Origin of the sequence: Knoellia sp. S7-12 (assembly GCF_040518285.1) — a bacterium.
GTDB lineage: Bacteria > Actinomycetota > Actinomycetes > Actinomycetales > Dermatophilaceae > Knoellia.
The window spans coordinates 384,456-406,146 of sequence record NZ_CP155449.1; the positions used below are offsets into that span (position 1 = coordinate 384,456).

At 67.7% G+C, this 21,691-nt stretch carries 18 protein-coding genes and 1 tRNA gene; 7 read left to right on the top strand and 12 right to left on the bottom strand.

The window, feature by feature from the left end; all coding sequences use genetic code 11:
- Positions 1-235 precede the first annotated feature (235 nt).
- Positions 236-309, bottom strand: a tRNA-Gly gene (locus tag V6K52_RS01885).
- 34 nt (positions 310-343) lie between these two features.
- Complete coding sequence (locus tag V6K52_RS01890; protein WP_353952217.1) at positions 344-1,357, bottom strand: WYL domain-containing protein; 1,014 nt, start codon at positions 1,355-1,357, stop codon at positions 344-346.
- Between the two features lie 62 nt (positions 1,358-1,419).
- Between V6K52_RS01890 and V6K52_RS01895 the strand changes: the two genes are divergently transcribed.
- From V6K52_RS01895 to V6K52_RS01905, 3 genes are read left to right on the top strand one after another with little or no spacing between them, the layout of a single operon-like run.
- Positions 1,420-2,922 carry an MFS transporter gene (locus V6K52_RS01895; protein ID WP_353952218.1) on the top strand — a complete coding sequence of 501 codons (1,503 nt, stop codon included), beginning with the start codon at positions 1,420-1,422 and terminating at the stop codon, positions 2,920-2,922.
- A gap of 9 nt (positions 2,923-2,931) precedes the next feature.
- Positions 2,932-3,507, top strand: coding sequence for a dCTP deaminase (gene dcd, locus V6K52_RS01900; RefSeq protein WP_353952219.1), 576 nt, complete (start codon positions 2,932-2,934; stop codon positions 3,505-3,507).
- A 31-nt stretch (positions 3,508-3,538) separates the two neighbouring features.
- Positions 3,539-4,168, top strand: coding sequence for an alpha/beta fold hydrolase (locus V6K52_RS01905; protein WP_353952220.1), 630 nt, complete (start codon positions 3,539-3,541; stop codon positions 4,166-4,168).
- Here the strand turns inward: V6K52_RS01905 and V6K52_RS01910 are convergent, their stop codons facing one another.
- From V6K52_RS01910 to V6K52_RS01940, 7 genes are all read right to left on the bottom strand, one after another.
- The gene (locus V6K52_RS01910; protein ID WP_353952221.1) at positions 4,169-5,773 is read right to left on the bottom strand and encodes an ABC transporter ATP-binding protein; all 1,605 of its coding nucleotides are present in this window, start codon (positions 5,771-5,773) and stop codon (positions 4,169-4,171) included. It abuts the gene before it with no gap.
- Positions 5,770-7,434, bottom strand: coding sequence for a GNAT family N-acetyltransferase (locus V6K52_RS01915; protein WP_353952222.1), 1,665 nt, complete (start codon positions 7,432-7,434; stop codon positions 5,770-5,772). Before V6K52_RS01915 ends, V6K52_RS01910 begins: the two co-directional genes overlap by 4 nt.
- Positions 7,431-8,693, bottom strand: coding sequence for an anhydro-N-acetylmuramic acid kinase (locus V6K52_RS01920; protein WP_353952223.1), 1,263 nt, complete (start codon positions 8,691-8,693; stop codon positions 7,431-7,433). The genes V6K52_RS01915 and V6K52_RS01920 overlap by 4 nt, the downstream gene beginning before the upstream one ends.
- A 1-nt stretch (position 8,694) precedes the next feature.
- Positions 8,695-9,579, bottom strand: coding sequence for an ABC transporter permease (locus V6K52_RS01925; RefSeq protein WP_353952224.1), 885 nt, complete (start codon positions 9,577-9,579; stop codon positions 8,695-8,697).
- A complete protein-coding gene (locus V6K52_RS01930) occupies positions 9,576-10,553 on the bottom strand; it encodes an ABC transporter permease (protein ID WP_353952225.1) in 978 nt (325 codons plus the stop codon). Before V6K52_RS01930 ends, V6K52_RS01925 begins: the two co-directional genes overlap by 4 nt.
- Positions 10,550-12,127 carry an ABC transporter substrate-binding protein gene (locus V6K52_RS01935; protein ID WP_353952226.1) on the bottom strand — a complete coding sequence of 526 codons (1,578 nt, stop codon included), beginning with the start codon at positions 12,125-12,127 and terminating at the stop codon, positions 10,550-10,552. The genes V6K52_RS01930 and V6K52_RS01935 overlap by 4 nt, the downstream gene beginning before the upstream one ends.
- A 161-nt stretch (positions 12,128-12,288) precedes the next feature.
- Positions 12,289-13,707, bottom strand: coding sequence for an MFS transporter (locus tag V6K52_RS01940; protein ID WP_353953842.1), 1,419 nt, complete (start codon positions 13,705-13,707; stop codon positions 12,289-12,291).
- Positions 13,708-14,035: 328 nt separating this feature from the next.
- Between V6K52_RS01940 and V6K52_RS01945 the strand changes: the two genes are divergently transcribed.
- Entirely contained in the window at positions 14,036-15,517 is a 1,482-nt protein-coding gene (locus tag V6K52_RS01945) for a PQQ-dependent sugar dehydrogenase (RefSeq protein ID WP_353952227.1), read from the top strand.
- A gap of 292 nt (positions 15,518-15,809) precedes the next feature.
- Here V6K52_RS01945 and V6K52_RS01950 read toward each other — a convergent pair whose 3' ends face one another.
- The 3 genes from V6K52_RS01950 to V6K52_RS01960 are packed head-to-tail and all read right to left on the bottom strand — an operon-like array spanning position 15,810 to position 18,945.
- Positions 15,810-17,240, bottom strand: a complete 1,431-nt coding sequence (locus V6K52_RS01950) for an ABC transporter substrate-binding protein (RefSeq protein WP_353952228.1) — start codon at positions 17,238-17,240, stop codon at positions 15,810-15,812.
- A gap of 20 nt (positions 17,241-17,260) precedes the next feature.
- Positions 17,261-18,154 (bottom strand): carbohydrate ABC transporter permease, encoded by an 894-nt coding sequence (locus V6K52_RS01955; protein WP_353952229.1) that lies wholly within the window; start codon positions 18,152-18,154, stop codon positions 17,261-17,263.
- Positions 18,151-18,945 carry a sugar ABC transporter permease gene (locus V6K52_RS01960; RefSeq protein WP_353952230.1) on the bottom strand — a complete coding sequence of 265 codons (795 nt, stop codon included), beginning with the start codon at positions 18,943-18,945 and terminating at the stop codon, positions 18,151-18,153. The genes V6K52_RS01955 and V6K52_RS01960 overlap by 4 nt, the downstream gene beginning before the upstream one ends.
- 204 nt (positions 18,946-19,149) lie before the next feature.
- Here V6K52_RS01960 and V6K52_RS01965 point away from each other — a divergent pair, with 204 nt between their 5' ends.
- From V6K52_RS01965 to V6K52_RS01975, 3 genes are read left to right on the top strand one after another with little or no spacing between them, the layout of a single operon-like run.
- Positions 19,150-20,280 (top strand): ATP-binding cassette domain-containing protein, encoded by a 1,131-nt coding sequence (locus tag V6K52_RS01965; protein ID WP_353952231.1) that lies wholly within the window; start codon positions 19,150-19,152, stop codon positions 20,278-20,280.
- Positions 20,277-20,927: an ABC transporter permease gene (locus V6K52_RS01970; RefSeq protein WP_353952232.1), complete on the top strand. Its 651-nt coding sequence runs from the start codon at positions 20,277-20,279 to the stop codon at positions 20,925-20,927. Before V6K52_RS01965 ends, V6K52_RS01970 begins: the two co-directional genes overlap by 4 nt.
- Complete coding sequence (locus tag V6K52_RS01975; protein WP_353952233.1) at positions 20,924-21,664, top strand: ABC transporter permease; 741 nt, start codon at positions 20,924-20,926, stop codon at positions 21,662-21,664. The genes V6K52_RS01970 and V6K52_RS01975 overlap by 4 nt, the downstream gene beginning before the upstream one ends.
- Positions 21,665-21,691 lie beyond the last annotated feature (27 nt).

The following is a 21,691-nucleotide window of genomic DNA, read 5'->3' on the forward strand; positions in this document are numbered from 1 at the left end:
GAAGGTCTTTGCGGCCTTGATGACTTCGCCGTGAGGGCCTGTGTAACGAGCCTGGAACCGGGTTGAAGGCAGCTTGCGAATATTGCCGAACTGGCGCTTAGAGGACATGCGGTGCTCCTGCGGTGGGGTCTTGTCTGACCCGCGCATTTGGCACGATCTGGCACGTTTGCGTCTTGTGCTCACACCCACGTCAGTCCGAAGGGCTCAAAAACCCCTGCTGACCTGCGGTTTTGTGTGGAGCCGGTGACGAGAATCGAACTCGCGTGTCCAGCTTGGGAAGCTGGCGCTCTACCATTGAGCTACACCGGCAAGCGCCCCCGACATTGAGGGCGCGGACGTGAGTTTAACCCACCGTCGCAGCCGTGCTGGAGCCCCCACCCGAGTCCCCGTCCTCACCCGCGGCCGCGAATCGCGCCGCCCATGACGCCATCGCCTCGCGCACCTCCGGCCCTGCCTCCTCGATCGTGAATGGCGCCCCCACCAGGCCCATCCCGAGCAGCAGGAACCCGATGTCGCGCGCTTCGCCCGTCACTCGGCAGCGACCCTCGCCGAGGTCCTCCACCGTCGTCCACCGGCCGATGCGCTTCTCGACGTCAGCGGCAGAAGCCTCGACCACCGTGACCAGCCGGTGTCCCTGGACACGTCCGGAGAGACCTGAGCGCACGTATGCCGCCGCGTCACCTCCTGGGATCTCGCGCCTCCGGAACAGGGACTTCGTGCCAAGCGGGTCCGTGAGCCGATCGAGCCGGAACGACCGCCAGTCCGATCGCTCGAGGTCGAACGCCAACAAATACCACCGACGCCCCACGGTCACCAGCTGGTGCGGCTCGACGTGACGCCGAGCGAGCTCGCCCGCCGCGACCCCGCCACGAGCGGTGTAGGAGAACCGAATTCGCTCTGAGTCGCGAATTGCTTGGGCGATGGCTCCGAGCACCGACGCCTCGACCTCGGGCGCCTCCGCGAACGGCGAGTCGACCGTGGCAGCCCGCAAGGCTTCCGCCCGTCGGCGCAACCTTGTCGGCAACACCTGGACGACCTTCGACAGTGCGGACAGCGTCGAGTCGGCCAACGCACCTGACTGTGCCGATGCGGTCTGGCCCAACGCGACCACCATCGCGATCGCCTCGTCCTCGTCGACGACCAGCGGAGGCATCGACCCGCCCGACCCCAACTGGTAGCCGCCCTCGACGCCGCGCGACGACGTCACCGGGTAGCCGAGCTCGCGCAGCCGGTCGATGTCGCGCCGCAACGTGCGGTCGGAGACGTCGAGGCGAGAGGCCAGCTCCACCCCCGGCCAGAACCGATGGGTCTGGAGGAGTGAGAGCAACCGAAGGGTGCGAGAGCTCGTGTTGGCCATGAATCAAGACTGACAGGAATAGCGGTCAGAAAGTGACCGGTAGCACTTCTAGCGTCGTCGACATGGACACCACAACAGCCGAAGCCACGGCAGCAGACCCCACGACCGACCGGACCAACGAAACAGAGGTGAGCGAGCGGCATACCCCGATTTCTGGACGGGCGCGCACGCTCGCTCTCGTCAGCCTGCTCCTCGCCTCGACGATGGAGCTCATCGACGTCACCATCGTCAACGTCGCCCTCCCGACCATCGAGCGCTCCCTCGGTGCGAGCGCGGCGATGCTCCAGTGGGTCGTCGCGGCCTACCCGCTCGCGTTCGGCATCGCGCTCATCGCCGGTGCGCGGATGGGGGACCGCTACGGCCGCAAGCGCCTCTTCATCGCCGGGCTGGTCGGCTTCACCTTCGCGTCGGCAGCATGCGGATTCGCCGGCAACATCGAGCTGCTTGTCGCCTTCCGTGCCATCCAGGGCATCGCCGCAGCCGCGATGGTGCCGCAGGTCCTCACGAGCATCCAAGTGATGTATGCACCGTCCGAGCGTGGCAAGGCGATGGGCATCTTCTCCGGTCTGGCCGGTCTCGCCAGCGTCGCCGGCCCGATCCTCGGCGCCGTGCTCACCGACATCAGCGGATGGCGCGCGGTCTTCCTCGTCAACATCCCCATCGGTGTGGTCGCGCTCATCGCGGCACTGCGCTTCATCCCCGAGTCACGCTCCGAGCACCCCGTGAGCATCAACGTGCGCTCCGTCCTCATCCTCGCGGTCGGTCTGCTCGGTGTTCTCTACCCGTTGACCATGGGCCACGAGCTCGGTTGGCCCATGTGGACGTATGCCGTGATGGCCGGCGGTCTGCTCGTGCTCGCCGTCTTCCTGAAGTCCCAGCGTCGCGTCGAGTCGGGCGGCGCCGAGCCGCTCGTCACGACCTCGCTGTATGCCGGTCGCGGCTTCCGCGGTGCCACTCTCGTGGGCTCCTTGCTCTTCGTCGTCTGTGCCGGCTACTTCCTGTCGACCACGTTGTATCTCCAGATCGGGCTGGAGTGGTCGGTCCTCAAGGCGGGACTCGTCAACATCCCGTTCGCGATCACGGCGACGCTCGGCGCCGGCACCGGCGCAGCGGTTCTCCTGCAGCGCATGGGTCGGCAGGTGCTCCTCATGGGCGCCGTCGTCATGGCCGCCGGGCTCGGCCTCCTCGCCCTCGTGGTGAGCGATGCGACAACCACCACGAGCTACTGGGTGTTCGCCGCGACCTTCGCGGTCGTCGGCCTGGGCTTCGGGTTCATGGTCTCCTCCATCGCACCGCTGGGACTCGCCAAGGTCGAGGGCCGCCACGCGGGCTCGGCCTCGGGTCTGTTCAACACGACCACCCAGCTCGCGAATGCCGTCGGAGCTGCTGCCATCGGCACGCTGTTCTTCCAGGTGGCCAGCGCACAGGAGGGGCGCGTCCCCGTGGATCTGTTCCGGCCGGCATACCTCGTCGTCCTCGTCGTGGCCGTGGCACTGCTCGGGCTAGTGGCCCTGTCGACCCGGCTCATCCCGGCCGACGCCCACGAGTTCGGGGATCAAGGCTAGATTTGGCGGGTGCTGCTCAGCGACAGAGACATCAAGGCCGAGGTCGACTCCCAAAGGGTCGTCCTCGATCCTTGGGATCCCGAGATGATCCAACCCAGCAGCATCGACGTGCGGCTCGACCGCTACTTCCGGTTGTTCGACAATCACAAGTACCCCTACATCGACCCGCGCGAGGACCAGCCCGACCTCACGCGCCTGATCGAGGTCGAGCCGGACGAGCCGTTCGTGCTGCACCCGGGCGAGTTCGTCCTGGGCTCGATCTACGAGACCGTGACCCTGCCCGACGACATCGCCGCGCGGGTCGAGGGCAAGTCCAGCCTGGGCCGACTCGGACTGCTCACCCACGCGACGGCTGGCTTCGTGGACCCGGGCTTCTCGGGGCACGTGACGCTCGAGCTGAGCAACGTCGCGACCCTGCCGATCAAGCTGTGGCCGGGGATGAAGGTCGGCCAGCTGTGCTTCTTCCGCCTCTCCAGCCCGGTCGAGAACCCCTATGGGTCAGCGAAATACGGCTCGCACTACCAGGGACAGCGGGGCCCAACGGCCAGCCGCTCGTTCAAGAACTTCCACCACACCCAGGTCTGATGCTCACAGAGCTCGCCGCCGGTGACAGTGCGTGACACCACCACCGACCCACCTCGCTGATCTGCGCGGGAGCACGCCTCCGGGCGCTGAAGCCGTGGCCCTCGTCCTGCACGGCGGAGGAGAGAGCGGTCATGACCCGATGTCGTGGCTCAAAGGACCGGTCGTGCGAATGCGCCCCTTTGCCAAGGCGATCGAGCGGCGGGCCGACGACCGCATCGCCGTCGTCCGGCTCAGGAACCGCCACTTCGGGTGGAACGGCGACGAGCGGACGCCACTCATCGATGCGCGCTGGGCTCTTGATGAGATCCGAGGCCGCTATGCCGGGCGGCCGATCGCGCTCATCGGTCACTCCATGGGCGGTCGGGTCATCACCCACCTCGCGAACGAGCCGGACGTGACGACCGTCGTCGGCCTCGCGCCCTGGCTCACGGGCAGGGACCCAGACTTCGGGCGCCCGGGTCTGCGCGTCCTGCTGATGCACGGGCTCGATGACCGGGTCACCGATCCACGCCGCACCGAGGCGCTGTCGCACCGGCTGCGCGCTCAGGGGGCCGACGTCACGTGGCGGCCGGTCGAGGGTGACGGGCATGCGATGCTGCGGCATCCGCTGACCTGGCACCGCGAGGTCGCCGAGTTCGTCACCCAGTCCCTGCTGAGTTAGTCACGCCCCCCTGGGGATGGCGGCGAGCAGCTCGCGGGTGTAGTCCACCTGGGGTGAGCTGAACAGCGTCTCAGGAGAACCGGATTCGACGATCCTGCCGTGTTGCATGACGTGGACCTCGTCGGAGATCATCCGGACGACGGCGAGATCGTGGCTGATGAAGAGATAGGCCAACCCGAGCTCGGACTGCAGCCGGGCGAGCAACTCGAGGATCTGCTGCTGCACGAGCACGTCGAGCGCCGACACCGCCTCGTCGAGGACGACGAGGGCGGGTTCGAGTGAGAGGGCGCGGGCGATGGCGACGCGCTGTCGCTGCCCACCGGAGAGCTGGTGCGGGTGCCGGTCGGCGACCTCGGCGGGCAGTGCGACCTGTTCGAGCAGCGCGCCGACGCGCGCCCGTCGCGTCTGCTTCGTCCCGATCCCGTGCACGGCCATGGGTTCGGCGATGCTGCGCCCGACCGTGAAGCGCGGATCGAGCGACGCGTAGGGGTTCTGGAACACCGGCTGGATCTGGCGCCGCACCGCCTTGAGGGCCCGACGACCCGTGGCGCGCGCCTGGCCGCCGATGAGCACCTCACCCGATGTCGGCTCCTCCAGCCCGAGCAGCATGTTGGCGACCGTCGACTTGCCGGAACCCGATTCGCCGACGATCGAGACGGTCCTGCCGCGAGGGATCGCGAGGCTCACCCCATCAACGGCGGTGTATGCCGTGTGCCCACCTCCGAAGACCTTCACCAGGTCGCGTACTTCCACGAGGGGCGATGGCCTGGCCTCGTCGAGGGGGGACTCGGAGCTGAGGTCGGGGCGAGGCGTCGCCGTCGTGCCGGGGATGGCCGCGAGGAGGCGCTTCGTGTAGTCGTGCTGCGGAGAGTGCATGACCTCGCGAGCAGTGCCGATCTCGACGATCTCGCCCTGCTGCATCACGGCGACGCGATCGGCCCGCTCGGCAGCGAGGGTGAGGTCGTGGGTGATGAGCAGGACCGCCGTGCCCAGGTCGCCGGTGAGCTCGTCGAGGAGGTCCAGGATCCGGCGCTGGATCGTCACGTCGAGGGCCGAGGTCGGCTCGTCGGCGATGAGCAGGGCCGGACGGCAGGCCAGCCCGATCGCGATGAGAACGCGCTGGCGCATGCCGCCGGAGAACTCGTGAGGGTATTGCCGGGACCGCTGCTCCGCGTCAGCGATGCCGACAGCCTCGAGCAGGTCGACAGTGCGCTTGCGGGCATCGGTGGTCGAGGTCCCGTGGACCTCGAGCGCCTCGGCGATCTGGTCTCCGACGCGCATGACGGGGTTGAGGTTGGTCATCGGGTCCTGCGGGACGAGCCCGATCCCCGCTCCGCGCAGGGCCTGCAGCTCCCGGGGCGCAAGCTCGGCGACGTCACGGCCGTCGACCGCGATGCGGCCGGCACTGATCTCGGCCGTGTCGGGCAGGAGCCGGTTGACGGCGGCGGCGGTCGTCGACTTGCCCGACCCGGACTCGCCGACCAGCGCGAGGGTCTCGCCGCGTGCGATGTCGAACGAGACGCCACGGACGGCCGGTGCCAGACCGCGTCGGGACCGGAAGCCGACGTGCAGGTTGGCGACACTCAGCGCGGGATGGGTGGTCATGTGGGCACCTCCGTGCGGTTCGGCAGACTGGAGTCCGAGTCCGAGTCCGAGTCCAAGCCCGTGTGCGAGTCCGTGTGCGTGGAACGAGAGAGCGGCTCATCGTGGAGCTCGGCCTGGAGGGCGCGTTCCCACAGGCGATCCGTTGGCACCGGTTCGCCGTCATGCAGGTGCCGGTTCGTGCACATGGCGACGACTGCGGGCGCGGCGTCGAGGCGGACCCCGACGGCCGTTCCCGTGAAGCCGGGGTGCCAGGCGAGCCGCCCGTGGCGGAGCGGTTTGATGCGGAACCCCAAGCCTTGCAACGCGTCTGGGCCCGGGGTCGTGAACTCCTCGACCTCGTCGTCGCCCCAGAGCCCGTGGCTCGTGTCGAGCACGGCCCGCCCCAGCCCCACGAGGTCAGGCACCGTCCCGAACAGGCCGGCGTGACCGGAGACGCCACCCATGGCGTGGAAGGCGTTGGCGTCGTGGACACTGCCGCGGATGGGCCCGGGCCGTCGCACGACCACGGGCAGGGCGGGGTCTGGCTCGACGTGAACCGGATAGGGCTCGCCCGTGGCGATCATCCGCTCCTCCCAGGACTCGTCCAGGGCCGACACGGCGACGGCCTGGTCATCGCCCTGCGCATCGAACCGAGGCCGGTAGTGCAGCCCCAGCCCGAGAGGGTGAATGACCAGCTCACTGAGTGCGACGTCGAGCGGGTGACCGGTGAGGGCCTCGACGACCGCCCCGAGAGTGATGAAGGACAGATCCGAGTAGGCGAAGGCCGAACCCACCGGCCCGCCGCGCGGCAGACGCGGCACCAGGGCGATGACATCGGCCGATCGTCGAGCGACGTGGTGGAAGGGCTGCCAAGGAAGAAGGCCGGCCCGGTGTTGCAGCAGCTGACGAACGGTCGGGTCCTCACCCGACCACGGGACATGTTGTGAGATCGGGCAATCCAGATCAAGTCGGCCTTGGGACACGAGCGCCATGAGGGCGCACGTCGTCACCAGCTTCGTCACCGACGCGAGGTCGTGAACCGTGTCGACCTCCATTGGCCCACCCGCGGTGTCCCGTGACCCTGCCGCCCACACCCGCGTCCCTTCAGTCGAGTCCGGTGACCAGGACCCCACGACGGCTCCCGCGGGCGGCTGCTCGGCGTCACCGATACAAACCCCGCGGCCCACAAGGACGTGCGCGGCACGTCCGGGACGGGTCCTCGTGAGGCGAGTCTCCGGCATACCGAATGCGCTCTCGACGCGCGAGGCGCCGTCCGGCAGCCAGCCGCGTCGGCCATAGAACGTCCGGGCAGCTGCGTTGTCGGTGAAGAGCCAGAGGTCAGAGCCAGCAACGTCGCCCGCCGCGACCTCCGCTTCGTCGAGCAGGCGGCCGCCGAGTCCCTGACCCTGGGCTTCGGGATGGACATAGAGCGAGTGCACGGCCAGCCGGTCGGTGTCGACCTCGAAGCGCAGCACTCCTGTCACGACATTGGATTCGTCGACCGCGATCACAGTGCTGCCGCGCTCGAGCACACCGTCCCAGAGACGATCGGCATCCGTCCGTGTGAGCCGAGCGAGATCGCGCGCCGGTGCGAATGCGGCATAGGAGCGGGTCCAACACTCCCAGAAGACGTCGGAGATGCCGGGCAGGTCCGCAGAGGTGGCAGGTCGCAGCGTCGTCACGTCACCACCACGAAGGCGTGGGGCAGCGAGGTCAAGGGTTCGGGCAGGTGCAGGGGCGTCGCGCCCGGCGTGATCGAGCCCAGCAACCGCGGACCAGAGGCGCCGGTGGCTGCCGGCACGTTGCCGGGCAGCCCGTGCCATGTCGCCCATCCCATGAGCGCGAACGCGAAGGCCTCCTTGAGGTCCGTGGGAATCCCGAGGTCGGCGGTGGTCGTGACCTGCACGCCGGGTGCGGCCTCGGCGAGTGCGCGCATGAGCACCGGGTTGTCACACCCGCCGCCAGAGGCGAGGACGCGAGTGACCCCGGTCCGCAGCAGTTCTCGCCCGACGACCTCGGCCGTGAGGCGGGTCAGGGTGGCGATGAGGTCGGCGTCAGCCAGCTCGCGATCGCCGAGGGCGGCGCGGACGAGGTCGAGGTGGAAGTACTCCTTGCCCGTGGACTTGGGCGCCGGCAGGTCGTAATAGGGGTCGGCGAGAAGCGTCTCGAGCAGCTCGACGTCAACCGTGCCGCTCGCCGCGATCGCGCCGCCGACGTCATAACCCTCTGGTGTCAGTCCGCGGTCGGTCACCACTGCGTCGACGAGCGCGTTCGCCGGACCGATGTCGTATGCCGTGATGCTCGGTCCGGTGCCTGCGTCACCGCCTGCCTCATGGGCGGGAAGGGCGGGCTCGACCCGGGTCAGGTTGGAGATCCCACCCAGGTTGAGCGCGGCGACGACCTCGGCTGATGCGTGGTCGCCGCTGGCTCCGGCGAGGGCGAGAACATCGAGGAGGGGCACGAGCGGGGCGCCATGTCCCTGCGCCGCAACGTCCCTGGCCCGCAGATCGCTCACGACCGGGACCCCGAGCCTCTCCGCAATCCAGGCCGGCTGGCCGATCTGCATCGTGCCGAGTGCGTGCCCATCCTCGACCCAGTGATAGGTCGTCTGACCGTGGCTCGAGACCGCATCCACCGGACCGAGCTCGTCGACGACCGCAGCCGCCACCACAGCGAAGTGCTGCCCGACGAGGGTGTCGAGCTGGGTGAGCTCGTGGGCGGTGCATGGCCCCGGCGGCAGGGCGGTGACGAGGCGGGCACGCAGAGCCGGGGGATAGGGCGTCGAGCGCCCGCCGACGACGCGTGCTTCGAGAACCCCGTCGGAGCGCAGAGTGAACTCGATGACCACGGCGTCCACCGCGTCGAGAGAGGTCCCGGAGATCATCCCGAGCCAACGCATCGAATTGCCGCCTTCGACATTCATCTCAGTCATCTCAGACATGTCAATCACGTCCCTTGACGTCGAAGGCGTCGCGCAGTCCGTCGCCGAGGAGGTTGAGCCCGGCCACGAGCAGCACGACGACGATGCCGGGCGCGATCATCGTCCAGTTCGCGATGGAGATGACGTTGCGGGCCTCGAAGATCATCGAGCCGAGCGAGGGCGCGGGCGGCGGGGCGCCGAGCCCGAGGAACGAGAGCGACGCCTCGGTCAGCACCGCCCATGACAGGGACAGTGCGGTCTGGACGATGACGAGTCCACTGATGTTGGGCAGCACATGCAGCGCCATCGTGGCCCACGGGTTCTGGCCGGTGCTCACGGCCGCGCGGACGAAGTCCTGTTCACGCAGCGACAGCACCGGTCCACGCGCCACCCGGAAGAAGATCGGCACATAGACGACCGCGATCGCGAGGGCGACGGTGAACCAGGTGCGGTCGAGCACCGACACCAGGGTCAGGGCGAGCAGCAACGGTGGGAACGCGAAGAACACGTTGGCCACGCCACCGGCGACAGCGTCCGCCGCGCCCCGGAAGTAGCCGGCGACGACACCGGCAGCGGTGCCCAGGGCAGCTGACAGGGCGACGGCCACTCCCGCGATGAGCATCGAGTTCGCGAGGCCAGCTGCGACTCGTGAGAAGACGTCGCGACCGAATTGGTCGGTCCCGAACCAGTGCGCACCCGACGGTCGCTGGAGCCGGTTCGGGGCGTCCTGGGCGATCGGGTCATAGGGCGTGACGCCGAGCCACGCCAGGACGGCCACGACGAGGAGCGCCGCCATGATGACGAGCCCGATGATGCCCGGCACGGATCGCCGCAACCGGTGCCACGGTCGCGTCGGGGCCGACGTGACGTCGACAGTCAGCCCGCTCATGTCGCCGCGCTCGCTCATGACGCACGCACCCGCGGGTCGACCACGCGATAGGCGAGGTCGGTGATGACGTTGACGAGGACGAAGGCCAACGCGATGACGAGCACGGTGCTCTGCACGACCGCGTAGTCCTTCTGCTGGATGCCGAGCAGCACCTGACGCCCGATCCCGGGCAGCGAAAAGATCTGTTCGACCACCACCGCACCACCCAACAGGTAGCCCAGCTGCAGTCCGGTCATCGTGGTCACCGGCAGCAGGGCGTTGCGCAGGACGTGGCGACGCCGCAGCAGCCGCTCACCGACGCCCTTGGCCCGCGCCGTCCGCACGAAGTCCTCATCGCGCACTGCCAGCACGGCCGTCCGCGTCGTGCGAGCGATCGGTGCGGCGATCCCGAAACCCAGCGTCAGCGCGGGCAGAGCCATCTGCTGAAGGTTGAGTGATAGCGAGTCCCAGGGAGCGGCATACGGCTGGCCGTTGGGGTTGAAGCCGAGTCCGGACGCGGCATAGGTGAGCAGGAAGCTCGCAAGGAGGAACGATGGGATCGACAGTCCCAGCAACGCGATGACCTGGCCCACCCCGTCGCGCCACGTGTTGGGCGCAGCAGCGGCAAGCATGCCCACCGGGATGCCGATGAGCAGTGCGATGACGATGGACAGCAGGGCGAGCTCGAGTGTCACGGGCAGAGCCGACGCCGTCAACGACGCGACGCTCGTGCGTGACCGCACCGAGAAGCCGAGATTGCCCGACAGCAGCTCGTGCAGCCAAGTGAAGAACTGTGTGACGAGCGGCTGGTCGATGCCGTAGTACGCGCGCAGCGCGGCCTGTTGCGCCGGGGTCAGCGCGGCCGCCTCGGTGCCGAGCGACGCGGTGATCTGGTCACCGGGGATCGCGCGCAGCATGATGAAGACGAGCAGCGCGACACCGAAAAGCGTTGCGGCAACGGCCAGCACGCGCCATCCGATGCGGCGGGCCAGTTGGAGGGAGTCCCGGCTCACTGGATGGTCGTGGTGCGCAGCGACTGCAGGCTGCTGTTGGCCATGGGGGTGAAGCCGGCGACCTTGGTCGACGCGACCGTGTAGGTGTTGCCGGTGAACAGCCACACCCATGCGGCGTTGTCCTCGAGATGCTTCGAGACCTGCGCATAGATGTCCTTGCGCTTGCCCTCGTCGGACGTCGCCTTGCCCTGCGCAAAGAGCGCGTCGAGCTCGGGCGAGGAGTAGCCGGCGACTTTCTGGAGGTTGCCCGCGCTCGTGAAGTAGCGGCCATACATCGTGTCGGGGTCCGGGCGACCACCGTTGAGGGCGACGGCTGCCTCGAAGTCGCCGGCGACCCAACGCTTGACGAAGGCGGCGATGTCGAGCACCTCGAGATCAAGCGTGATGCCTGACTCGGCGAGCTGGGACTTGAGGTTCTGGGCCTCGTTGACCGACGTGGCGTACTCGCCCTGGCTGACGATCGTCTTGATGGTGAGGGCGCTCTTGCCGGCCTTGCTGAGGAGGTCCTTGGACTTCGCGACGTCGCGCTTGGGGCACGGGCGGGCGCCGGCGTCCGACGTGAACTCCGGTGCCGTGATCGGGCCGGTCACCTCACCTTCGCCGTAGGCCGCGGTGTCGAGGACCTGCTGCCGATCGATCGCGCACGAGATGGCCAGCCGGACGTTGACGTCCTTGAGGGCAGGGTTCGTCGTGCTCGTGGCCTTGAGCTGGAGCGCGTGATAGCTCAGCTGCTTGGTCTTGGTGACGGTGAGGTCGCCACCTTCTGCGGTCTGGGCGACGAGCGGGTCGTTGATGCCGGCGAGGTGGACGTTGCCGGACTTGAGTGCCGTGACGATGGCGTTCTCGTCGGGCATGACCCGGAACTCGACGCCGTCGAGCAGTGCCTTGTCGCCCCAGTAGGCGTCGTTGCGCTTGAGCTTCACGGACTGCGACGGAGTGCGGCTCTCGAAGGTGAAGGCGCCGGTGCCGTTCGGGGTCGTCTCGAGGGCGGTCATGGTGGCGGGGGTGGCGGCCTCGGCCGGGAGCATCGCCATGTTGACGCTGGCCAGTCCCGAGGGCAGGGCCGCGTCGGGTGCCGAGAGGGTCAGCTTGACGGTGGCGGGGTCGACGACCGCGACATCGGTGACGTTGGCGAGGGCGCTGCGGGCGACGGCCGCCGTCTTCTCGTCGCGGATGGCGTCGAGCGAGAACTTCGCATCGGTCGCGTCGAAGTCGCTGCCGTCGGTGAACTTCACACCCTTGCGCAGGGTGAGGGTGAGCGACTTCCCATCGGCGGCAGGCTCCCACTTCTCGGCAAGGCCGGGGACGGTGCCGAGGTCCTTGTCGTAGTCGGTGAGGGTTCCGTAGATGTTGCCGAGGACGTTGACGGCCTGGAACTGGGTCGCCTTCCACGGCATGAGCGTGTCGGGGTCACTCGTCATCGCGACCACCGCCGTGCCGCCGCCCTTGCCGGGTTCCGTCTTGACGTCGGGGGCGGTGCCGGCGCCGCTCGAGCAGGCGCTCACGAACACCAACGAGCCGGCTGCGACAGCCGCGAGGCTCTGAGGAACGGACGGGCGGGGCGTGCGGATCATCGGCGATCTCCTGGGTGCTAGGTGATCGGAGAAACTCTACAACTCTGTATGCCGTGACGGAAGTTTTTTCCACATTCGTCTCGTCCCCAACTCGCCAATTCCCCTCTTCCGGGACACGACACGCCGTGTGTGTCGCGTCCCGGAGGGGAGGAATTGGCGAGTTAGGGACGGGGGTGGGTCGTCTTGGCGAGGCCGAACCAGCTCACGACGCCGCCGACCGTCAGGAGGGCCGCGCAGATGACCATCGAGGCGCGGAAGCCCGACGTCATCGCCGACGCGTCCTGGTAGTCGTCACCCGACAACCCGACCAGAGCTGGCAGCGCAGCCACGGCCAGAAGCGAGCCCGCACGAGCGACGGCGTTGTTCACGCCACTGGCCACACCGGCATACCGGTCGGGCGCAGCCGCGAGCACGGTTGAGGTGAGTGGGGAGACGAGGAGCGCAAGGCCGAGCGCAAAGATGACGAGACCAGGCAGCACGGTCCACCACGTGGCATCGCGTCCGACCGGAAGGAGGAGCAGCACGCCCACGGCGCAGACGAGCGGCCCGACGGCCATGGGGATGCGTGGCCCGATGCGTGCCGAGAGCTGGGACGCCCGCGACGACAGCAGCATGAGCGCCACCGTTGCCGGCAAGCCGGTGAGTCCGGCGGACAGGGCCGACCAGCCGGCTGAGACCTGGAGCTGCAGGACGAGGATGAAGAAGACGACGCCGAGCGCGCCATAGACGACGAACGTCATCGCGTTGGCCGCCGAGAAGACCCGGTCACCAAACAGCGAGAGCTGCACCAGCGGTGAGCGGGAGCGCGTTTCGACGACGACGAATCCGACGGCTGCTGCCACAGCCAGGGCGCCCACGGCCACGAGCAGCCCCTGGCTCATCGTCGCCGACGCGGTGAGGGCATAGGTCAGGGCGCCGAGGGAGACGACAGTCAGCCCTGCGCCGAGGAGGTCGAACCCGTGCCCCGAGCCCTCAGCGCGTGGCGTGGTGTCACGTGTTTCCGGTGTGGCCCACAGCGTGAGCGCGATGACGCCGACACACAGCGGCACGTTGATCGCGAAGATCCAGCGCCAGCCGCCGTTGTCGACCAGCCACCCGCCGACGAACGGACCGATCGCGGCGGCGATCCCGGACATTCCGGCCCACGTGCCGATCGCTGCAGCTCGGTCCTCGCGACGGAAGACGGACTGGATGATGGCCAGCCCTCCGGGCGTCAACAACGCGGCACCGATGCCTTGGAGGACGCGGGTCGCGATGAGCTGACCAGGTGTCTGGGCCACGGCACAGAGCGCGCTCGCGACGAGAAACCACACCATGCCCCAGAGATAGATCGCTCGACGGCCGAACCGGTCACCGAGCGCGCCGCCGACGAGGACGAGCGAGGCCAACGCCAGCATGTAGCCATTGATGACCCACTGCAGCTGCTCGAGCGATGCGTCGAGCTCGGTGCCGATGGTGCGCAGCGCGACGTTGACGACCGAGCCGTCGAGGATCGCGATGCCCGACCCGAGGGTGACGGCCGTGAGGGTGAGGCGGCCGCGGGTGGAATCGCGGGAGAGGAGTTCGGTCACATGTCCCATTGTGGTCATGTCCGTCCGCCAGACGCAGGGGGCGCCGGAAACCCAGGCGGCGCCGGATACGCAGGCGACGCTGGATACGCAGGCGACGCTGGATACGCAGGACACCCAGGAAACCCAGACGGGGACGGCACCCCTCTGCGAATCCGCCAGCCGTGGGTACTAGGACCTATGGACAATTGACACCCCTGACTCCGGGGAAGAGCGTGGCAGGGCAGCGACACCGCGAACGCATCCTTGGCGAAGGGCAGCAACGCAGGTTGGACGATGCCCCCGGTGCGGCTGACTCCGAGTGACACCCCGCCGCTCGGCACCGTGTGGAGGAGTTGCCATGTCCATCGTCCCAACCCGCAAAGTCGGCTTCCACCGTTCGCCCATCAGCCCACTGTTGGCCCTTGTCGCCGTTGCCGCGGCCACGTCGGCCGTTGCGCTCGCACCGGCGCGAGCATCCGGTAACGAACCGATCGGAGACCCGCTGCCGGACATCCCCCGAAGTGCCATTCAGGTGGGTCTGAAGATGGTGACCAGTGATGTCACTGCGCCACTGGCGGGCATCACAGCACCCGGACAGAGCCGCAAGATGTATTTGGTGGACCAGGTCGGCCAGCTCAAGGAACTGAACATCGACGCCGCGGGGCCGGTCGCCCGCCTGCGTACGGTGCTCGACGTCAGCGCGGTGCTGGTGGGTCCCCTGGCCCCCGACGACGAACGAGGTTTCCTCGGCGCCGCCTTCGCGCCCGACGGCCGCCTGTTCACCTACACGTCCGAAGCCTTCAACCCGGCAGTCCCGGCGACGTTCCCGCTGCCGGCCGACCCTCCGGGGCCGTGTGACCTGTCCGGGGTGGTCCCCGACCACCGCAACGTGATCCGCGAGTGGGAACCAGCCTCCACGAGACCACTGACCTTCGAACCGCTGGCGGCCAGCCGAGTCCTGTTCACCGTGGACCAGCCGCAAGCCAACCACAACGCCGGTGACATGAAGTTCGGACCCGACGGCAAGCTCTACATTGCGTTCGGCGATGGCGGAGGCGCCGACGACCAGAACTGCCAGACAAACTTCGACGACCAACCGATGTTCGGCCACGGCGCCCGGGGCAATGGGCAGAACCCCACGAACCCGCTCGGTGATGTCCTTCGCATTGACGTGAACGGCACGAACTCGGCCAACGGCCGGTACGGCATCCCCGCCGACAATCCGTTCGCGGCGAGCCAGCCCGCAGGCCAGCTGCGTGAGCTCTTCGCGATGGGATTCCGTAACCCGTTCCGTTTCTCGTTCGACGCCAACGACTTCACCGCCGCGAATGCCGGTCGCCCGGGGCAGCCCTGGGTGGCGGATGTGGGCCAGAACGACGTCGAGGAAGTCAATGTGGTGACTTCTGGGGGGAACTACGGTTGGCGGGTCCGCGAAGGAGCGTTCCGCTTCGACCCCAGTCGCTTCCAGCTGAAGGGTTCACGTTCTGACGGGTTCGTGTTCGCCCGCACCACGACCAGTCCCACATTCACCGACCCGGTGGCGCAGTACGACCACGATGACGGCACGGCGATCATCGGCGGCTATGTCTACCGTGGCAGCAGCGTCCCCGCCCTGCGTGGCCAGTACGTCTTCGGCGACACCTCGCGACGGCTGAACAATGCCCACGGTCGGCTCTTCGCCACATCTGGCGCCAAGACGGGGCCGCACAGGGTGGTGGAGCTCCGAGAGGGGCCGCTTGACGTCCAGCTCATCGGATTCGGACAGGACGAGGACCGTGAGCTCTACGCCCTCGTCTTCGAGCCGGGTGCCTCTGGTCAGGTCCTTCGCATCACCCGCTGAGTAACGGCCTCGACGCAGCGATCCGAGATGGTGGAGGGACGTCGGTATGCCGTCCGTACAGGTTTCGCGGTCCGTTGCGTCCCAGCTGGGGGGGCGTCGACGGCTGAGCTCGGTGCCGGGCCGGGGGTAGCCGGGTGAGACCGCGACACCGCCATAGGTGCCAGTGGTCGTGGGGTAGTAGATCGTGGCGGCGCCGAAGCCGGGCGGTGGCCGAGTCGGTCACGGTCGTGCTCGTGTAGGCGAACGGGGCGTTGCGGGCTAGGTGCAGCGCGATAAGTCGCCTTTCAGTCGGTCACTTCACCGAGCTGTTGTACTGGCTGATCTGAGCGGTGAGGGACTCGGCCGCCTTGGTCATCGCCTCCTGCGGGTCGGTGCCGTTGAGCGCGGCCTCGAGGCCGTCCTCGGACGCCTTGCGGGCCTGCGGCATGACACCGAGGAGACAACCCTGGGTGGCCTTGCTCAGCTTCGTGCTCTCAAGCTGCTTGACCGCAACGTCGAAGAGCGGGTTGGCCTTGCGGTAGTCGACGTCAGCCGGCTCGTCGAGCGCACCCTTGCTGATCGGGAAGTAGCCGGTGCCGATGTGCCACTGCGACTGGGTCTTCTTCTCGGCAAGGAACTTCACGAAGCGCCAGGCGGCTTCCTTGTTGACGTCCTCATGGCTCTCGCCGTTGATCCAGAGCGAGGCGCCACCGATGATCGGACCACCCTCGGTGCCGGCCTTGATGTGCGGGTAGTTGGCGGCGCCGAGCTCCCAGCCGCCGTCCTTGGCAGCCTTGCTGTAGCCGCCGAGCTGACCGGTCGACTCGAGCGTGATGGCGAGCTGGCCCGACTTGAAGGCCGCCTGCGCAGCCTTGGTGTCGCGGCCGGTGTTGGCGGCGAGACCGTCCTTGACCATCTGCTGCCACCACTTCACGACCTCGACGCTCTCGGGCTGGTCGAAGAGCACCTTGGTCGCCTTGCCGTCACGGCCGTTGCCCTGGTCGCAGTACTCCTTGCCGTCGGTGGCGATGAACTGCTCGAGGAGCCAGCCATAGATCGCGGCGCCGAAGCCGTAGTCGGCCGGTCCGCCGGCCTTCTTGGAGAGCTTCTCGGCAGCCGTGCGAATCGCGGCCAGGTCCTGCGGCGGGTTCTCGGGGTCGAGACCGGCCTCCTTGAAGAGCGTCTTGTTGTAGTAGAGGACAGGCATGGAGGTGTTGAACGGCATCGAGTTCAGCTTGTCGTCGATGCTGTAGTAGCCGGTGATGTTGGGCTGGAGGTCCGCGACGTCGAGCTTGTCGCGGTCGATGAACGACTGCATCGGGATCGTCTGCTTCGCGTCGATCATGAAGCGGCTGCCGATGTCATAGATCTGGATGACGTCCGGCGTCGACTTGCTCTGGATGGCGGCCTTGTACTTCGTGATCGCGTCGTCGTACTTGCCGGCATAGGTCGACTTGACCTCGATCTTGCCCTTGTTGGCCGTGTTGAAGGCGGCGACGAGCTTGTTGAGCTCCTCGGCGTTGGTCCCGTCCATCGCGTGCCAGAACGCGACGGACGTGACGCCGGTCGCCTTGTCGAGGACGTCGGCCGCTGGTGCCCCGCCACTGCCGCCCTCCGTGCCACCGCCACCGCCACCGCCGTCGCCCCCGCCGCAGGCGGCGAGGAACAGCGAGACGGTCGCCAGACCGGCCGGCACGGCATACCGGAGTCTGCGTCGTGGGCCACCTGCGTTTGTTGTCTTCATTTTGTGCACTCCTTTGCGCATCACTTGACGGCACCCGTGGTGAGACCGCGGACGATGAATCGCTGCCCAAAGATGACGAGCAGCAAGGTGGGGAAGAGGGCGAGCATGACGCCGGCGAGCACCATGCCGGGGGAGTCGGAGTCAGAGCTCTGGAGCTGGCTGATCCCGATCTGGATCGTCTGGTGCTTCGGGTCCTCGGTGGCCAGCAGCGGCCAGAAGTACATGTTCCAGGCCGACAGGGCCGACCAGATGCCCAGCGCCGCGAGGCTGGGACGGCTGAGTGGCAGCAGGATCGAGAAGAGGAAGCGCAGGTGCCCGGCCCCGTCGACTCGCGCTGCATCACGCAGCTCCATCGGGAACGACAGGAAGGACTGGCGCAGCAGGAACGTCCCGAAGCCCGTGGCGAGGAACGGGAGGGTCAGGCCAGCGATCGTGTCCTTGAGTCCCCACTGCGAGATGAGCAGGTAGTTCGGGATGATGATCGACTCGAACGGGATCATCATCGTGGACAGGAAGACCGCGAACCAGAACCCGCGCCAGCGCAGGTTCAGGAAGACGAAGGCGTATGCCGCGAGCGCACTCGTGACCATCTGGCCGAGCGTGATACCCAGGGTCTGCAGGAGGCTCGTCAGGTACTGGTTGCCGAGCGGGATGATGTCGAGCGCCTTGGAGTAGTTCTCCGGGTGGACGCCGTTCTTGGGATAGAGCGCCGGGGGGAAGCTGTTGGTGTCGCGTTCGCCCATGAGCGAGCCGACGAGGCCGTAGTAGACCGGGAAGAGCACGATGAGGAACAGCACCCCGAGGATGAGGTAGGTCCCGATGTTGCTCGGCTTGCGCGGGCTGCGGGCTGGCTTCGAAGGAGTCGCCGTCCTTGGCTTCGGGGTCACGGGGGTCACAGGGGTTTCGGTGCTCATCGGTAGAACACCCGCCTTTCGAGGACTCCGAATTGCAAGGCCGTGATGATGAGGACGATGAGCAGCAGGACCATCGCCTGAGCGGACGCATAGCCGTAGTTGCTGTTGTTGTTGGCGAAGGCCTGCTCATAGATCGAGTAGACGAGCGTCGTCGTCCGGTCCTCAGGTCCACCCACCGTGAGGATCTTGATCTGGCCGAAGCTCTGCAGCGAGTGGATCGTGCCGACGACGATGAGGAAGAACAGCTGTGGGGTGAGCAGTGGCATGACGATCGACCGCTGGAGCCGCAGGCCCGAGGCGCCGTCGAGACGCGCGGCCTCCATGACGTCTTCGGGCAGGGCGCCGAGGCCGGCCGAGAGGACGAGCAGGTTGTAGCCAACCTGCATCCACACCGTCGCACCCGACACCGACCAGAGTGCGAGGTCGGGGTTGGTCAGCCACTGCACCTTGTCGATCCCGAACTGACTCAGGATCCCGTTGAGGACGCCAGATGCCGGATTGAAGAGCACTCCGAAGATGACCGACGCCGTCGCCACCGAGAACGCGAACGGCAGGGCGAAGGCGGTGCGGAAGAATCGAACTCCGCGAATGCGGGACTGGAGCAGGAGAGCGATGACCAACGCGATGGCGATGCTCGGGATCACCGTGAGGATCGTAAAGGCGAAGGTCACCCACAGCACCTGGAGGAAATCCGGGTCGCTGAACATCCGCGTGTAGTTCACGAAGCCGACGAAGCCGCTCGGGTTGCCCAGAATGTCGGTGCCCTGGACGGACAGCAGGATCGACTTCACCAGCGGCCAGAAGATGAAGAGCCCGTTATGTCCTCGTCGTTGTGGGCAGTCGGCGTCATGCTAGGCCGGATTGTTCACTTTCTGTCCACCTGGCGGCAATCCGCGTCGGTTTTCTCCATTGGCGATTGCGAGGCTGTGAACTGCGTGTATGCCGTCCGCGCCGGTTACGTTTGACCTCACCATCCGTTTGGCGAGGGGCTGAGCATGATCCGGTTTGATGGCGTGACGAAGAAGTTCCCCGGCGGCACAGTGGCCGTGGACGATCTCAGCCTCACGGCGCCGACCGGCAAGATCACCGTCCTCGTGGGCCCGTCGGGCTGCGGCAAGACGACGTCACTGCGCATGATCAACCGGATGATCGAGCCCACGAGCGGCACGATCAGCCTCGAGGGCCAGGACACCTCGCGCATGAACGAGGCGCAGATGCGCCGGGGCATCGGCTACGTCATCCAGCACGCCGGGCTGTTCCCCCACCGGACCGTCATCGACAACGTCGGCACCGTCCCGCGGCTGCTCGGCTGGGACAAGAAGCAGACGCTCGAGCGCTCCCGTGACCTGCTGTCGCGCGTGGGGTTGGCCCCTGAGTTGGCCGACCGCTATCCGTCGCAGCTCTCCGGTGGGCAGCAGCAGCGCGTCGGTGTCGCCCGGGCGCTCGCGGCTGACCCGCCGGTGATGCTCATGGACGAACCATTCAGCGCCGTCGACCCTGTCGTGCGTGAGCAGCTGCAGGACATCTTCCTGGACCTCCAATCCGAGCTCGACAAGACGATCATCTTCGTGACCCACGACATCGACGAGGCGATCAAACTCGGCGACCAGGTGGCGGTGCTGCGCGTCGGCGGCAAGCTGGCCCAGATCTCCGACCCCGCGTACCTCCTGTCGCACCCGGTCGACGACTTCGTCGCGGACTTCGTCGGCCGTGACCGTGGCTACCGGTCCCTGCAGTTCCAACCCGCCCCCAAGCTGCCGCTGGCGGCCGAGCGCACGTTGGTCGTCGGGGAGTCGACGGCTGGCGTGTCCGGTGGGTGGGTACTCGTCGTCGACGACGAACGTCGCCCCGTCGGGTGGGTGGAACCCGAGCGGGTGAACGGCAAGGTGACATCGGAGGCACTGCACCGCGGTGGAACCGTGGCGCGCGCCTCTGGGTCCTTGCGCGGGGCACTCGATGCGGCTCTGTCATCACCGTCGCGCCGAGGCGTCATCGTCGACGACTCGGGCTCGTTGGTTGGCACCGTCCGCGCCCACGAGGTGCTGTCCCTCATCGAGTCGGCCGACCGACCGGACGTCGACCAAGCGGCCGGGTTTGGCCACTCGGGCACGGAGACCTCTGCATGACCTGGATCAACGACCATTGGAGCGAGATCTTCACGTTGGCGCGCAGCCACGTGTGGCTCGCGGGTGTGCCGCTGATCCTTGGACTGCTCATCGCGCTGCCGCTCGGGTGGGCCGCGCGACGCTGGTCGCGGGTCTATCCCGTCCTCATCTCAGTGTCGGGGCTGCTCTACACGATCCCCAGCCTGGCGCTGTTCGTTCTCATGCCGATCATCATCCCGGGCACCAGGGTGCTCGATCCGATCAATGTCGTCATCGCCATGACGGTCTACACCGTCGCCCTGCTCGTGCGCACGGTTGCAGACGGGCTCGGTTCGGTGCCCGACAGCACCCTCCAGGCCGCGCAGGCGATGGGCTATCGCGGGTTCCGGCGCTTCTTCGGCGTGGAACTGCCGCTGGCCGTGCCGGTCATCGCGGCGGGGTTGCGCGTTGCTGCGGTGAGCAACGTCAGCATCGTCTCGGTGGCCTCGCTCATCGGCGTCCCCCAGCTCGGCAACCTGCTCACCGACGGCTACGACCGCTTCATCACCGCAGAGATCGTCGCGGGCATCGTCGCGTGCGTCGTCCTTGCCCTGATCTTCGATGGCGTCATCCTGCTGGGCCAGCGCCTCCTGACTCCGTGGCAGCGAGCCCAGGGAGGCCGGGCATGATCGCCAGCATCTTCGAGTGGCTCACCTCGTCCGCGACGTGGTCGGGCGACACCGGTCTTGGCGCCCGGATCGTCCAGCACCTCTGGTACAGCCTGCTCGCGGTCGTCATCGCCGCCTTCATCGCGATCCCGTTGGGGCTGTGGGTCGGTCACACCGGTCGCGCCAAATGGCTGGTCACGCTCGCCAACTCCTTGCGGGCCGTGCCCACCCTCGGTCTGCTCTTTGCCGTGGCGCTGTGGCTCAGCCCGAAATTCCAGTCCGACCTCGCCTTCCTCATCCCGAGCGTGGTCGTCCTCGTCGTGCTCGTCATCCCGCCGATCCTTTCCGGCGTGTATGCCGGTGTCGAGGCTGTCGATCCCGCCACCCGTGACGCTGCCCGCGGGATGGGCATGCGCGGCATGGAGGTCGTCCGGCAGGTGGAGATCCCCAACGCGCTGCCGCTCATCCTGTCTGGCCTGCGCTCAGCGTTCCTGCAGGTGATCGCGACGGCGACCGTCGCGGCATACGTCGGCCTTGGCGGTTTGGGACGCTATCTCGTCGACGGGATCAAGACCGGTGACTACGTCTCGACGGCAGGCGGAGCGCTCGTCGTGTCCGTCCTGGCCCTGATCGTCGACGGGATCCTGGCTCTGGTGCAGCGTGCTGTCGTCTCGCCCGGGCTCAAGGTCGGGTCCCAGCGCGCTGCCAAGACTCGCTCGCTCGGGGCGCTGCTCGACCGATCGTTCGTGGCGCGATGAATTCCAAGTCGCGCCGGGAGGTCGGAA

What these genes read in the sequence shown, in the direction of transcription:
- V6K52_RS01975 (WP_353952233.1), top strand. Translation starts at nt 20,924, where the DNA reads ATGATCGCCAGCATCTTCGAGTGGCTCACCTCGTCCGCGACGTGGTCG.
- V6K52_RS01920 (WP_353952223.1), bottom strand. Translation starts at nt 8,693, where the DNA reads ATGTCTGAGATGACTGAGATGAATGTCGAAGGCGGCAATTCGATGCGT.
- V6K52_RS01940 (WP_353953842.1), bottom strand. Translation starts at nt 13,707, where the DNA reads ATGGGACATGTGACCGAACTCCTCTCCCGCGATTCCACCCGCGGCCGC.
- V6K52_RS01935 (WP_353952226.1), bottom strand. Translation starts at nt 12,127, where the DNA reads ATGATCCGCACGCCCCGCCCGTCCGTTCCTCAGAGCCTCGCGGCTGTC.
- V6K52_RS01945 (WP_353952227.1), top strand. Translation starts at nt 14,036, where the DNA reads ATGTCCATCGTCCCAACCCGCAAAGTCGGCTTCCACCGTTCGCCCATC.
- V6K52_RS01910 (WP_353952221.1), bottom strand. Translation starts at nt 5,773, where the DNA reads ATGACCACCCATCCCGCGCTGAGTGTCGCCAACCTGCACGTCGGCTTC.
- V6K52_RS01965 (WP_353952231.1), top strand. Translation starts at nt 19,150, where the DNA reads ATGATCCGGTTTGATGGCGTGACGAAGAAGTTCCCCGGCGGCACAGTG.
- V6K52_RS01970 (WP_353952232.1), top strand. Translation starts at nt 20,277, where the DNA reads ATGACCTGGATCAACGACCATTGGAGCGAGATCTTCACGTTGGCGCGC.
- V6K52_RS01955 (WP_353952229.1), bottom strand. Translation starts at nt 18,154, where the DNA reads ATGAGCACCGAAACCCCTGTGACCCCCGTGACCCCGAAGCCAAGGACG.
- V6K52_RS01890 (WP_353952217.1), bottom strand. Translation starts at nt 1,357, where the DNA reads ATGGCCAACACGAGCTCTCGCACCCTTCGGTTGCTCTCACTCCTCCAG.
- V6K52_RS01950 (WP_353952228.1), bottom strand. Translation starts at nt 17,240, where the DNA reads ATGAAGACAACAAACGCAGGTGGCCCACGACGCAGACTCCGGTATGCC.
- V6K52_RS01925 (WP_353952224.1), bottom strand. Translation starts at nt 9,579, where the DNA reads ATGAGCGAGCGCGGCGACATGAGCGGGCTGACTGTCGACGTCACGTCG.
- V6K52_RS01895 (WP_353952218.1), top strand. Translation starts at nt 1,420, where the DNA reads ATGGACACCACAACAGCCGAAGCCACGGCAGCAGACCCCACGACCGAC.